The following is a 14134-nucleotide window of genomic DNA, read 5'->3' as shown; positions in this document are numbered from 1 at the left end:
GGATGCGCCGCATCCGACACTGCATTTATCACCAAAATCAAAAACATTTAACGCAGGCGATTATAATCATCGACCATTTCGTTGTACTCGCGTAACGCTCGCGGAAATGAGTCGTCGACCATCCAGCTTGTGTTTGCATCCTGAAGTTGCTCTTTATCCCAGTCAGAATACGGAACTTTATCTCTGACGCGGCGAACATATTTTTTAGCCTCGAGTTGATACTGGTCTGCCGAATTAATGAACGAGAAATTCATACCGCCTTTATCCGCTTCTTTGGCCTGCGCCACCAGCGTTTCCAGTTCAGAGACTTTCTTCATTGCCGCATCAACATCAAACTTCTCTTGCGAAATCAGGTTATTAATTTGTTTCGCTGAAATCATGACTGCCAGAGAGTAGTAGTGGAATGTTTTCCCTTCTCTTTGTTCAATATTTTTCAGTTCCGCAAGCTGGCGCTTATCGTTAATTTCCTGAATCGCCGCATGATAAGATTCTGCTACAGGTTCAAAGGCTTCAAGATTTTTTAAGAATGTCTGGTGCAGCGTTTTTCCTTTGGCAAACGCATCGTCTTTATAATTTTCCTGGGTGTAATATTTATCCATTTCGTTAATGGTATTACCCAACGCCACGGCAGCATCGATATAACTCACCGCCACGCCATCAATAGGTTGCAGCGCAGGCGTTAATGCCACGACTCTTTTTATTCCTTTTTCACACTCAGAGAGATTCGATTCACTAATGCTGTAGATGCCATAAACAGTACGCTCTTCACCGGTAGGCCCCTGTTTAAAATCTTTCAGCCAGTCAGCATAACGCGCCAGACTGCTCTGTACCGGGATCTGTAACTTGTTGTAGCACTTGATATAGACATCCATTTTTTCGTCGAAAACCGCTTGTTCATCGACCACTGGTTGCGCAGGTGTTTCAGGTTTAGCTTCTGCTTTTGCAACGGGAGCTTCAGTAGGTTTCGCTTCAGGAGTTGGTGCGGCAGGTTGACTATTGGCAGGCGGGGGCGTTTCTGTTTCGGTTTTTTTATCATCACAACCCGTGATACCGAGAGCCATGATGGCGGCTATAATAGCGGAAGATAATAAATTCCTTTTCATTTAATTGCCTTATAAATAGATAAATAAGAGAGTGAATATAATAAATGAAAAAAGAAAATGTCACTACACGCGTTTTGTTTATAAATAAATCGATAATATTCACGAAATGAATAAATCCTGCAATTTAATATATATCGCAGGACTTATTTTAATTAATTACTCAAACGCTGCGGATGGGTATAAACCGTTGCCCGACCCGGTTTACAAAAGCCCACCAGCGTCAAATTACAACGCTCAGCCACTTCTACAGCAAGTGTGGTCGCGGCAGACACCGCAAACAAAATCTCTACGCCACACATCGCCGACTTTTGCACCATTTCATAACTGGCACGACTGGAAACCAGCACCGCACCTTGCTGCCAGCTTTCCCCTTCTTGCGCCCGGCGACCTAACAGTTTATCCAGCGCCACATGGCGACCCACGTCTTCATGCCCGCCTACCAGTTCGCCAGATGGCAACATCCAGGCAGCGGCGTGAGTACAACCAGTCAGTTGCCCCACTGGCTGGAAATCATTGAGATGGCATAATGCATCATCCAGTTTGTTGAGATCAAATGTCTGAGTGAACGGCAGCGGCTGCACCGGTTTACCGATGTCATTAAGTTGCTCCACGCCGCACACACCACATCCCGTACGTCCCGCCAGTGCCCGACGACGCTCCTTCAACCCCATAAAGCGGCGGCTGGAAAGCTCAATTTGCACTTCCAGACCATTACAGGAAGGAACGACATCCATACCGAAGATATCGCGCGGACTTTCGATAATCCCCTCGGAAAGCGAAAAACCGAGCGCAAAGTATTCAAGGTCTTTGGGCGACGCCATCATCACCACATGCGAAATGCCGTTGTAGACCAGCGCAACGGGAACCTCTTCCGCCACCTCATCTAACCGTGGGTGTTGTAAATCGTCACGCCGCCATAACTCAATTTGACGAACACCTGTGACATTTGTCACATTTTTGATTTCTTTTTGCTGTGTTTTTTTCACTTTCTATTAACCGGATAAGAACACACACACCAACATTATGGTATTCTGTTACAAACCCTTCCTGGATGGAGGGAAATTGAGCCAATTCTGGACCTTTGCGGCCCCTTCCGCAAAGAAAAATAACTCCCACTCCCTGCACACGCAGCAAGCGAATGTAAATGGGACGTGACAATGTCGAAACAAGGAGCAATCCATGCAGGTCAGCAGAAGGCAGTTCTTTAAGATCTGCGCTGGCGGTATGGCAGGCACCACGGCAGCGGCACTGGGTTTTGCACCCAGCGTAGCACTCGCGGAAACCCGGCAGTATAAACTGCTGCGCACCCGCGAAACCCGTAATACCTGCACCTATTGTTCCGTAGGCTGTGGGCTGTTGATGTACAGCCTCGGTGACGGAGCAAAAAACGCCAAAGCATCTATCTTCCATATCGAAGGTGACCCGGATCACCCGGTCAACCGCGGTGCACTTTGTCCGAAAGGCGCTGGCCTGGTGGATTTCATCCACTCCGAAAGCCGTCTGAAGTTTCCGGAATACCGTGCGCCAGGTTCTGATAAATGGCAGCAAATCAGTTGGGAAGAGGCGTTTGATCGCATTGCCAAACTGATGAAAGAAGACCGCGATGCTAACTACATTGCGCAAAACGCCGAAGGCGTGACTGTTAACCGCTGGCTCTCCACCGGGATGCTGTGTGCTTCCGCGTCGAGTAACGAAACCGGCTATTTAACGCAAAAATTCTCCCGCGCGCTGGGTATGCTCGCGGTCGACAACCAGGCGCGTGTCTGACACGGACCAACGGTAGCAAGTCTTGCTCCAACATTTGGTCGCGGTGCGATGACCAACCACTGGGTCGACATCAAGAACGCCAACCTCGTCGTGGTGATGGGCGGTAACGCCGCTGAAGCACACCCGGTCGGGTTCCGCTGGGCGATGGAAGCCAAAATTCACAACGGCGCGAAGCTGATTGTGATCGATCCTCGCTTTACGCGTACGGCGGCGGTGGCTGACTACTATGCCCCTATTCGTTCCGGTACTGACATTGCTTTCCTGTCAGGCGTATTGCTGTACCTGCTGAACAATGAAAAATTCAACCGCGAATACACCGAAGCCTATACCAACGCCAGCCTGATCGTGCGTGAGGATTACGGCTTTGAAGATGGCCTGTTCACCGGCTACGACGCGGAAAAACGCAAGTACGATAAATCCAGCTGGACCTACGAGCTGGACGAAAACGGCTTCGCCAAACGCGATACCACGCTGCAACATCCGCGCTGCGTGTGGAACTTGCTGAAACAGCACGTTTCCCGTTATACGCCAGATGTGGTTGAAAACATCTGTGGTACGCCGAAAGACGCGTTCCTGAAAGTCTGCGAATACATCGCCGAAACCAGTGCTCACGATAAAACTGCCTCGTTCCTTTACGCGCTCGGCTGGACGCAACACTCCGTTGGTGCGCAAAACATTCGAACGATGGCGATGATCCAGCTGCTGCTCGGCAATATGGGGATGGCAGGCGGCGGCGTTAACGCCCTGCGCGGTCACTCCAACATTCAGGGGCTGACGGACCTGGGGCTGCTGTCGCAGAGCCTGCCAGGTTACATGACGCTGCCAAGCGAGAAGCAGACCGATCTGCAAACCTACCTTGCCGCCAACACGCCGAAACCGCTGCTGGAAGGCCAGGTTAACTACTGGGGCAATTACCCGAAATTCTTCGTCTCCATGATGAAGGCCTTCTTTGGTGATAAAGCGACGGCAGAAAACAGCTGGGGCTTTGACTGGTTGCCGAAGTGGGATAAAGGCTACGACGTCCTGCAATACTTCGAGATGATGAAAGAGGGCAAGGTCAATGGCTATATCTGCCAGGGCTTTAACCCGGTTGCCTCATTCCCGAACAAAAACAAAGTGATCGGTTGTCTGTCGAAACTGAAGTTCCTCGTCACTATCGACCCGCTGAACACTGAAACCTCTAACTTCTGGCAGAACCACGGTGAGCTGAACGAAGTGGACTCGTCGAAGATCCAGACCGAAGTGTTCCGTCTGCCATCGACCTGCTTCGCGGAAGAGAACGGTTCAATCGTTAACTCCGGTCGCTGGTTGCAGTGGCACTGGAAAGGTGCGGACGCCCCGGGGATTGCGCTGACTGATGGCGAGATCCTCTCCGGTATCTTCCTGCGCTTGCGCAAGATGTACGCCGAACAGGGTGGCGCGAACCCGGACCAGGTGCTGAACATGACCTGGAACTACGCCATTCCGCATGAGCCGAAGTCGGAAGAAGTAGCGATGGAGAGCAACGGTAAGGCGCTGGCCGATATTACCGATCCGGCAACCGGTGCGGTTATCGTCAAGAAAGGCCAACAACTTAGCTCGTTCGCTCAACTGCGCGATGACGGCACCACCTCCTGTGGCTGCTGGATTTTCGCCGGTAGCTGGACGCCAGAGGGCAACCAGATGGCGCGCCGTGATAACGCCGATCCGTCTGGCCTCGGTAACACGCTGGGCTGGGCATGGGCATGGCCGCTTAACCGCCGCATTCTGTATAACCGCGCCTCCGCAGATCCGCAGGGTAACCCGTGGGATCCGAAGCGTCAGTTGCTGAAATGGGACGGCACCAAATGGACCGGCTGGGATATTCCGGACTACAGCGCAGCGCCTCCGGGCAGTGGCGTCGGGCCGTTTATCATGCAGCAGGAAGGCATGGGGCGTCTGTTTGCCCTCGATAAGATGGCGGAAGGTCCGTTCCCGGAACACTACGAGCCGTTTGAAACGCCGCTGGGAACTAACCCACTGCATCCAAACGTTATCTCGAACCCGGCTGCACGTATCTTTAAAGACGACGCCGAAGCATTGGGTAAAGCCGATAAGTTCCCGTATGTCGGAACCACCTATCGTCTGACCGAGCACTTCCACTACTGGACCAAACACGCGCTGTTGAATGCGATTTTGCAGCCAGAGCAGTTTGTGGAAATCGGTGAGTCGCTGGCGAATAAACTTGGCATTGCTCAGGGCGATACCGTGAAAGTCTCCTCCAACCGTGGCTATATCAAAGCCAAAGCGGTGGTGACCAAACGTATTCGTACGCTAAAAGCGAACGGCAAAGATATCGATACCATCGGTATTCCGATTCACTGGGGCTATGAAGGTGTTGCGAAAAAAGGCTTTATTGCCAATACGTTAACGCCATTCGTTGGTGATGCGAACACGCAGACGCCGGAGTTTAAGTCCTTCCTTGTGAATGTGGAAAAGGTGTAACGGAGACGACATATGGCTTATCAATCTCAAGATATCATTCGTCGTTCCGCGACTAACGGTCTGACCCCCGCGCCTCAGGCGCGGGACTTCCAGGAAGAAGTGGCGAAACTCATCGACGTCACCACCTGTATCGGCTGTAAAGCCTGTCAGGTGGCGTGTTCAGAGTGGAACGACATTCGCGATACCGTCGGCAATAACATTGGGGTGTACGACAACCCCAATGATTTAAGCGCCAAATCGTGGACAGTGATGCGCTTCTCGGAAGTGGAGCAGAACGACAAACTGGAATGGCTAATCCGTAAAGACGGCTGTATGCACTGTTCCGATCCAGGCTGCCTGAAAGCGTGTCCGGCGGAAGGGGCAATTATTCAGTATGCCAACGGTATCGTCGACTTCCAGTCCGAGCAGTGCATTGGTTGCGGTTATTGCATTGCGGGCTGTCCGTTCGACATTCCGCGCCTCAACCCGGAAGACAACCGCGTTTATAAATGTACGCTGTGCGTTGACCGCGTGGTGGTTGGGCAAGAACCGGCCTGCGTGAAGACCTGCCCAACGGGCGCGATTCACTTCGGTACGAAAGAGTCGATGAAAACGCTGGCGAGCGAGCGCGTGGCGGAGCTGAAAACTCGCGGTTACGACAATGCGGGTCTGTACGATCCGGCAGGCGTGGGTGGTACACACGTTATGTACGTGCTGCACCATGCTGACAAGCCAAATCTGTATCATGGCTTGCCGGAGAACCCGGAAATCAGCGAAACCGTGAAATTCTGGAAAGGCATCTGGAAACCGCTCGCAGCTGTTGGCTTTGCGGCTACCTTCGCAGCCAGTATCTTCCACTACGTGGGTGTCGGTCCGAACCGTGCGGATGAGGAAGAGAATAATCTGCACGAAGAGAAAGACGAGGAGCGCAAATGAAACGACGTGACACCATCGTGCGCTACACCGCGCCGGAACGTATCAACCACTGGATCACCGCCTTCTGCTTCATCCTGGCGGCGGTGAGCGGGCTGGGCTTTTTGTTCCCTTCCTTTAACTGGTTGATGCAAATCATGGGCACACCGCAGCTGGCGCGCATTCTGCACCCGTTTGTCGGCGTGGTTATGTTTGCCTCGTTCATCATCATGTTTTTCCGTTACTGGCATCACAACCTAATCAATCGGGATGATATCTTTTGGGCGAAGAATATTCGTAAGATCGTCGTCAACGAGGAAGTAGGTGACACCGGGCGTTATAACTTCGGTCAGAAATGCGTTTTCTGGGCGGCGATTATTTTCCTGGTCCTGCTGTTGGTGAGCGGCGTGATTATCTGGCGTCCTTATTTTGCGCCTGCTTTCTCAATCCCGGTGATCCGATTCGCGTTAATGCTGCATTCATTTGCCGCAGTGGCGTTAATTGTGGTTATCATGGTGCATATCTACGCCGCCCTTTGGGTGAAAGGCACGATTACCGCCATGGTGGAAGGATGGGTTACCAGCGCCTGGGCGAAGAAACATCACCCGCGCTGGTACCGTGAGGTCCGCAAGACAACGGAAAAGAAAGCTGAATGAGTATTCGCATAATCCCGCAAGATGAGCTGGGTTCGAGCGAGAAACGTACGGCGGATATGATTCCGCCGTTATTGTTCCCTCGGCTCAAGAATTTATACAACCGCCGCGCCGAACGTCTGCGCGAGCTGGCAGAAAATAATCCGCTGGGTGATTATCTGCGCTTTGCTGCGCTTATCGCCCACGCCCAGGAAGTGGTGCTGTACGACCATCCGCTGGAAATGGATCTGACTGCACGCATTAAAGAAGCCAGCGCACAGGGCAAGCCACCGCTGGATATTCACGTTTTGCCGCGTGATAAGCACTGGCAAAAGCTGCTGATGGCAATGATTGCTGAGCTGAAACCTGAAATGAGCGGCCCGGCGCTGGCAGTGATTGAGAATCTGGAGAAGGCATCAAGCCAGGAGCTGGAAGATATGGCCAGCGCGCTGTTCGCCTCTGATTTCTCGTCCGTAAGCAGCGATAAAGCGCCGTTTATCTGGGCTGCACTGTCACTCTACTGGGCGCAGATGGCCAATCTGATCCCGGGCAAAGCCCGCGCTGAATACGGCGAGCAACGTCAATATTGCCCGGTTTGTGGTTCTATGCCGGTGTCCAGTATGGTGCAAATTGGCACCACTCAGGGTCTGCGTTACCTGCACTGCAACCTGTGTGAAACTGAATGGCACGTAGTGCGCGTAAAATGCAGCAACTGTGAACAGAGCGGCAAACTGCATTACTGGTCGCTGGATGACGAACAGGCCGCGATTAAAGCCGAAAGCTGCGATGACTGTGGCACTTACCTGAAGATTCTTTATCAGGAAAAAGAACCGAAAGTTGAAGCCGTGGCAGATGACCTCGCCTCTCTGGTACTGGATGCGCGAATGGAGCAAGAAGGCTACGCCCGCAGTTCCATCAACCCGTTCCTGTTTCCGGGTGAAGGGGAGTAATCTCTGACGTTTTCCGGGTGGCGCTGGTCGCCCGGATTACAGTTCATAGGGTATGACGATACCTGCTATTCCCGCAAAATCTCTCGTATTTTGCGAGGCGTTTTCCAGATATGATGTAACAGTTGCAGTTATTATAAGTTCAAGTAAAACAGCCTTGTATTAATACCAGAATAAGGGCATCTGTTTTTTATATTCAAGAATGAAAAAATTTTTGTCATTCCTTATGCTCCTGACACTCATCATCAACACCAACTACCTCCTCCCTTTGCCTCCCGCCTTTTGCCTTACGCACCGGGAATTGCTGACGTTCCAGATATTGCTCTACCGCTTCGCGTAAAATTGCAGATCGTGAAACCTTACGCCAGCCCCTAAGCTTGTTCAGCCGTTTAATTGCCTCTTCTGATAAATGAAGAAAAACCGTATTCATCACCATTACCAATACCTTACATATATTACTCATTAATGTATGTGCGAAAATTACGCCGAAAAATCATTTAAAAAAAGCGGATTTTTGCATGCTGTTTTGTTTTTGCGAGACGTTTTCCAGAAATAATAAGAACGTTGCAGTTGTTTCATTTGTTAATCAAAAATGGTTTGGTTATCGCCCAGGATGAGATATGGGTGCTATAAATATATTATATTCAGGGATATTTATTTTTTGATTGGGTCTTCATTTGCATAATCTGAATGGTGTACCCGAAAAACGTCAGCATCCTAACAGCACCAGGATTTAAGGTGAAATTTAACATCCATCACAGACCGGTCAATGCTGCCACCAACCGGTCTTTACTTGCTCGTCGTTATAATTTTGTGGGTAACAGTTCGGGAAACAAGGAATTCCTTCCGGAACACCCCGGTATCATCCGATAGCATTGACGTCAATCATCAGCGCGACGGTGAGTTTTTTTAATCGAATCATAGGATGGTAACGTTAAGCACGATTACGGGTCATAGTAAAACTCCTGAGCAGGCGGCACTATGCCGCTTTCACAGGAGTTCTGAATGCTGGTGCTTTCTGTATGGCTTCGCTATGCCCCTCGCGGCTAAGTGCCTGCACACTTCTCTCTTTGTATGTCATTTTTGCAATGCATTGGCCGAATTCTGGTAATTCAAATGAGTTTTACTCTTCAGACTCCCATCCCTACGGTATACGAGTTAGATTCATGAATGAAATCGACATTTTTAAAAAACGAATCTTGTAAAACATCCGTGTTGATATTACCTTGCAACCCAACATTAAATTTGTTAGAGAGATGAAGAACTCGAATATCAAAAAGGTCTTTTAACATCATTAATTCTTCAGCTGTTAATGACTCGCAACTAAAATATCCCTGTTGATCAAAAAGGTTTTCAATTTCTCCACCATAGGCGAGGCGTTTTTCAATGAGTGTTTGCAACATCGAGTTGCCAAGGACAATGGATATCGTGCGATCTTTCGCAGATTTACACCCCATCACAACGGCAACATTCGTATCCCCCTCTGGGGTTTCATTTAACGCTGTTGCTAAAATGGTGGTCAAACACGCAAACGGTACTGTATTTCTTTCGTGGTTTAATTTATCTACCAATTCATTCCATTTATTAAAAACCGGCCGATATTTTGTTTGTACAGAATTACCCATGTGGTTAAATAATCCAGCCATACGCTTTTTTATCATCTCGATATCCGGCGAGTCAGAAATACTTTTCGCATAATACGGGCCTGATGATGTTGCATACATTAAAGCAGCGCCCACACCTGTCACCATGATAGGTGCAACCACGGTTTTGGCAAAGGCGACGCTGCGATGGCTATGCGCTTCACAGTCTAAAGGAATATATTCCACTGGCTGCGGTAAATCCTGGCATGCCTCCCTCATCATTGCGGTATGCTTTACAAACAACGGTTTTTCACTGCCCAAAAAAACTTTCTGCTTAATTGCGCTAAGAAAACGTAAATCAAAAATTATTGTTTTTGGTTTATTATTTTTTGGCTCATTTCCCATTATCCCGCTAAGAACCTTCCTTGCTGCATGGAGATTTTTTTGCACAGCACATAACACAATTGACGAAGCCTTCTCTACTTCGTTATTTATTTTAATTTTAAAATCTGCATGATATACGTTGACGGGCAATGTAAGTATATCTGGACTTACATCTTTGGCTGAGTATTTATTGGTGATCGACGGTCGTGAATCCACGAGAAAACTTAGCTGCAAATTATGCTCTATATTATCAGCTGTTTTTGTGGTGTGGTTAAACATAGAGATGCCACCTCTCATTCTTTCACACATATCCTCAACTTTTTCACTTCGTTCTTGTGGCAATTTGGCTTTAACGTTAATTTGATGATTTTTACCGGTGCATTCCTTTACTACAAGAGGAACGTTATCTAAAGTGCCATATAGGCTAATAACGTCACCAGGGTTTTTATCATGTAAGTAAGTTTGATTAATACTCGAGGCATTCACAAAGAGGTCAATATTATAACTGTTTATAACTTCACCTACATCAAATGTGTAGTGCTTACTCTGGAGGCTGCCATCCTTGTTTAATTGTATATCAATCAATATATCTCCGGACTTTGTCACCATATCTTTGCCATAAACCATTTGCATAGCCATTTCGAGGAGATTTTTATCTAACTGATTGCGGGCGTTGAGTAAGCGACTACCAAATAATTTATATACTGTTCCCGTCATTGCCAGCGCTGCACTTTCTGGTACTTTGCGTTTCCACAGTGAGGTTTCTTTATTTTTAAACAGGTCATATTTATTATTACTCAACAACCCGAGTTTAAGTTCGTTAACACAATCGCACAGTTGCTCCTCACCTTCCATTTTAAGGCGATGTGAAAAATCATTTAATAGCGTTTGCTTCGGTGATTCATTACTCATTAGTTGTTTTTCTAAATTAACAATAGAATAACTTTCTTGTTTAATGAGATTAATATTGGCAACCATTACAGCCTCCTTCCCACGGTTTAAGAGCAAACATGCCACATAATTATTTACAACATCCAGAAGCAGTAAATGAATGATACTGACAATGACGCCAGTCCATTATCTTTGCATAATGTTTGTTAGCTATAGATTTTAAAAATATTTATGAGAAAAGTATGGCACCAGAGGGGGTTTTGACTATCAAAAATCGCTCAAACCTGAACTAAGATGATGAATTAAGCATTATCAGCGATAATTGCCACTCAGCTCTACAAATAATATTTAAATGCTCCTGAACAGTGATGTAGCAAGACACGTATGGTGCCAACGAAGAATAAAAATTTATAGCGTTCTTATTCAATATAACCGGAATAGTCAGAGACTGATGTAAATGACCTGAAAGAATGAGAGAGGCTACACCGCCCCTCTCCATCAGCTACTCTTCTTCGTTCCCGCCCTCTTCATACGGGCCAAATGGCTTCGCGGGCAGAACGATATACGTGCCTTCAAACACTGCACCCGGCGTCTCGTCGCCAAAGATTTCGACCTGCATTTGTACCCGCGCTTTGCGCCCGCGCGCCAGACGGTCGAGATCGCCACTTAAGGCACCGAGGTCGGCTACCGCATGAGGTTTGCCGCTAATCGGCTTGCTGTAGCGGATATGCGCATCCGCCAGAATAATCGTTCCGCCGAGGTGGCGTTCACGCAGCATCAGCCAGATAAGCCCCCAACCGGTAAGCGTTGCCAGTGAGAATAAACTCCCGGCAAACAGCGTGTGGTGCGGATTCTGATTGCCGGTTTCCGGCATGGTGGTGATAAATTTTTGCCCGGTATATTGCTGAATGCGCACGCCCATTTTTTCGCTTAGCGGGATATGTTCGTACCACGCCTGTTGCAGCTGCGCGCACCAGTCGCCGCGATGCAGAATGTCATCCAGAGTGGCGACAGGTTTTATCATCAAAAAATGGCGAATCGGCGTGGTGGTTGGCGTGGTGATTTCTCCCTGATTAACAAACCCCAGCTTGGCGAAAAACTCCACCGCGTCTTCGCGGGCGCTACAGGTCACGCGCTTAACACCTTCCTGACGCGCCACCGACTCCAGGGTCATCGCCATCAGCGTTCCTAACCCTTTGTCCTGCACGTCGGGATGAACGGCCATAAAGCGAATGGACGCTTCATTGTCGGCATTAATATACAGTCGGCCTACCGCCACCAGATTACCCTGCTCGTCGACGACCATCTGGTGATGCGCCATCGCATCCCACGCGTCGCGTTCCGAACCTTTCGGTTGATGCAGGGGCTTACGCAACATTTCCCAGCGAAACTGATAGTAACGCTCTAATTCTTCTTCTGTTTGTGGAACCCGAAGGTGATACATAGCGATACTCTCTCTTGTTTCCCGTGACAACCCTGGAAGCTGGCTCATACCTGCAACCAGAATGTTACGGGGCCATCATTGACCAGCGATACCTGCATATCCGCAGCGAAGCGTCCTGTTTGCGTGTTCATCTCTTGCTGACGGCAGCGTTCGACGAAATAGTCATATAACGCCTCTGCGCGATCCGGTGATGCGCCTTTGGAGAAACTTGGGCGCATCCCCCGTTCGGTATCTGCGGCGAGGGTAAACTGGGAAACCACCAGCACACTGCCGCCCGCCTGTTGCACGTTGAGATTCATCTTGCCATCGGCATCGCTGAAGATGCGATAGCCAAGCACACGCTCGCACAGACGGTTTGCTTTCTGTTCGTCGTCATCCTTTTCGACACCCAATAACACCAAAAGTCCCGCGCCAATTTCGCCCGTCACTTCTCCCTCCACGGTGACGCTGGCACGGGTTACGCGTTGAATTAATGCAATCATGGTTCGTCGTCTTCTTCTTGTTCAGCTGCTTGTTTTAGTTTGCGGTATTCCCCGAGAGTGACAGTAATTTCCGCGCCAAGCAAGACGATACACCATGTCCAGTAGACCCAGACAAAGAGAATGGGGATCACCGCCAGCACGCCGTAAATGAGCTGGTATGACGGGAACATGGTGATATAAAGCGCGAAACCTTTCTTTCCTGCTTCGAACAGGAGTGCGGCGACAAACGCACCGACAATCGCGTCGCGATTAGGTACGCGGATAGTAGGAACAATGCTGTACAGTAACCAGAAGGAGATCCACGACAACAGCAACGGAAAAATACGCAGCACATTGTCAATGACAGTATTGAGATCGCTTGCCCAACGCAGAGAGAGCAGATAGGAGCTGATCGCCAGACTGGCCCCTGCCAGCAGCGGCCCCAGCGTTAAAATCATCCAGTACACGGCAAACGAGTAAATTTTTGGTCGCGCTCGTTTACTGCGCCAGATGGTATTCAACGCGCTATCGATGGAGTACATCAGCAATAATGCTGTGACGATCAGCCCACACGCCCCAACGGCGGTCATCTTGTTGGAATTGGCAACAAATTGTTCGATATATCGCTGAATAACATCGCCAGTTGCGGGCAGAAAGTTGGCAAAAATGAAGTGACGCAACTGAATACTGACGTCGGAAAACATGGGAAAAGCGGCGAAAAGCGCAAAAACAACGGCAACCAGCGGCACTAATGAGAGCAACGACACATAGGCAAGATTACCTGCCAGGGTTGTCATATTGTCCTCATCAATGCGTTGCCAGAGTAGTTTTAGCCAGGCCCATAGCGGACGGGTACGGTGCCTGGCTTTGTCCTGAATGTTTTTTAGCATAACACCTTCGCGAAATAGTCCGGGATGGTGGTTTTATCTTTCACCAGAATACTGGTAATACCTAGCTGATTTGCTCCTTCTATATTATCGGCGTTGTCATCGAAAAAGACCGTATCGCTGGCTGAAAAACCTTCCGCCTGCAAAACATGCTGGTAAATTCGTGCTTCAGGTTTGCGCATCCCTAGATCTTGCGACAGATAGATATGGTCAGCAGCAGCACGGATTTCCGGGTATTCCTCCGGCCAGAAGGTGGTATGTAGGCGGTTAGTATTGGAAAGCACCACCACACGATGACCCTGCTCACGCAGTTTATGCATGATGGCGATCACTTCCGGGCGCAGCGCGACAAACACCGCCTGCCAGCCGTGGGAAAACTGCTCATAGCTTAGCGGTAGAGCCATCTCATGACACAGCGCCTCTGCGAACGCTTCGTCGCTAATTTCCCCACGCTCATGCTGATGAAACGCCTCGCCCATGTGGAAACTCTTCTTAAGCGTAGCCAGGGGAACACGCGTTAAATCGCTCCAGGCTCCCAGCACACGGTTAAAGTCGATATCGACAATCACATTACCTAAATCAAAGATATAGAGCATTTTTGCCTCCTTTCGCGCCACAAGAAATTAACTGTAGCGGGAAAGGATGGGTTTGGCTATGTGGTCAGGTATGAAGCAAGGTCAA

12 protein-coding genes and 1 pseudogene are annotated in these 14134 nt (G+C 49.2%); 4 read left to right on the top strand and 9 right to left on the bottom strand.

Annotated elements, in window-relative coordinates; all coding sequences use genetic code 11:
- Nucleotides 1–47: 47 nt before the first annotated feature.
- Together FQZ95_RS02225 and fdhD are read right to left on the bottom strand one after the other, a co-directional pair.
- Complete coding sequence (locus tag FQZ95_RS02225) at nt 48–1103, bottom strand: YiiG family protein (protein WP_115739181.1); 1056 nt, start codon at nt 1101–1103, stop codon at nt 48–50.
- 152 nt (nt 1104–1255) lie between these two features.
- On the bottom strand, nt 1256–2089 hold the full coding sequence (gene fdhD, locus FQZ95_RS02220) for a formate dehydrogenase accessory sulfurtransferase FdhD (protein ID WP_160529837.1): 834 nt from the start codon (nt 2087–2089) through the stop codon (nt 1256–1258).
- A gap of 193 nt (nt 2090–2282) precedes the next feature.
- On the opposite strand from fdhD, the gene fdnG reads away from it, so the two are divergent.
- Genes fdnG through fdhE form a run of 4 tightly spaced genes read left to right on the top strand, consistent with a single transcriptional unit; the run spans nt 2283 to nt 7806 of the window.
- Complete coding sequence (gene fdnG, locus FQZ95_RS02215; RefSeq protein WP_015953878.1) at nt 2283–5333, top strand: formate dehydrogenase-N subunit alpha; 3051 nt, start codon at nt 2283–2285, stop codon at nt 5331–5333.
- Nucleotides 5334–5345: 12 nt separating this feature from the next.
- On the top strand, nt 5346–6248 hold the full coding sequence (fdoH, locus tag FQZ95_RS02210) for a formate dehydrogenase O subunit beta (RefSeq protein ID WP_000331377.1): 903 nt from the start codon (nt 5346–5348) through the stop codon (nt 6246–6248).
- Entirely contained in the window at nt 6245–6880 is a 636-nt protein-coding gene (gene fdoI / locus FQZ95_RS02205; RefSeq protein WP_000829013.1) for a formate dehydrogenase cytochrome b556 subunit, read from the top strand. Before fdoH ends, fdoI begins: the two co-directional genes overlap by 4 nt.
- Entirely contained in the window at nt 6877–7806 is a 930-nt protein-coding gene (gene fdhE, locus FQZ95_RS02200) for a formate dehydrogenase accessory protein FdhE (RefSeq protein ID WP_000027715.1), read from the top strand. Before fdoI ends, fdhE begins: the two co-directional genes overlap by 4 nt.
- A gap of 214 nt (nt 7807–8020) precedes the next feature.
- On the opposite strand, the gene FQZ95_RS02195 is transcribed toward fdhE, so the two are convergent.
- From FQZ95_RS02195 to yihX, 7 genes and pseudogenes are all read right to left on the bottom strand, one after another.
- Nucleotides 8021–8239, bottom strand: coding sequence for a CopG family transcriptional regulator (locus FQZ95_RS02195; protein WP_123059859.1), 219 nt, complete (start codon nt 8237–8239; stop codon nt 8021–8023).
- A gap of 694 nt (nt 8240–8933) precedes the next feature.
- Nucleotides 8934–9848 carry a transposase gene (locus FQZ95_RS26255; protein WP_337190582.1) on the bottom strand — a complete coding sequence of 305 codons (915 nt, stop codon included), beginning with the start codon at nt 9846–9848 and terminating at the stop codon, nt 8934–8936.
- A gap of 12 nt (nt 9849–9860) precedes the next feature.
- Nucleotides 9861–10748, bottom strand: a pseudogene (locus FQZ95_RS26250) (hypothetical protein); the annotation flags it as partial.
- Nucleotides 10749–11163: 415 nt separating this feature from the next.
- Complete coding sequence (gene fabY / locus FQZ95_RS02185; RefSeq protein ID WP_001297068.1) at nt 11164–12105, bottom strand: fatty acid biosynthesis protein FabY; 942 nt, start codon at nt 12103–12105, stop codon at nt 11164–11166.
- A gap of 44 nt (nt 12106–12149) precedes the next feature.
- A complete protein-coding gene (dtd, locus tag FQZ95_RS02180; protein ID WP_000560978.1) occupies nt 12150–12587 on the bottom strand; it encodes a D-aminoacyl-tRNA deacylase in 438 nt (145 codons plus the stop codon).
- Nucleotides 12584–13456: a virulence factor BrkB family protein gene (locus tag FQZ95_RS02175; protein ID WP_032185608.1), complete on the bottom strand. Its 873-nt coding sequence runs from the start codon at nt 13454–13456 to the stop codon at nt 12584–12586. The genes dtd and FQZ95_RS02175 overlap by 4 nt, the downstream gene beginning before the upstream one ends.
- Nucleotides 13450–14049, bottom strand: coding sequence for a glucose-1-phosphatase (gene yihX / locus FQZ95_RS02170; RefSeq protein WP_160529835.1), 600 nt, complete (start codon nt 14047–14049; stop codon nt 13450–13452). The genes FQZ95_RS02175 and yihX overlap by 7 nt, the downstream gene beginning before the upstream one ends.
- Between the last annotated feature and the right edge of the window lie 85 nt (nt 14050–14134).

This window comes from Escherichia sp. HH41S (assembly GCF_009820115.1).
Classification (GTDB): Bacteria; Pseudomonadota; Gammaproteobacteria; order Enterobacterales; family Enterobacteriaceae; genus Escherichia; species Escherichia coli_F.
Note: the sequence above shows the minus strand (reverse complement) of the source record. Positions and strands in the feature narration are given on the sequence as shown.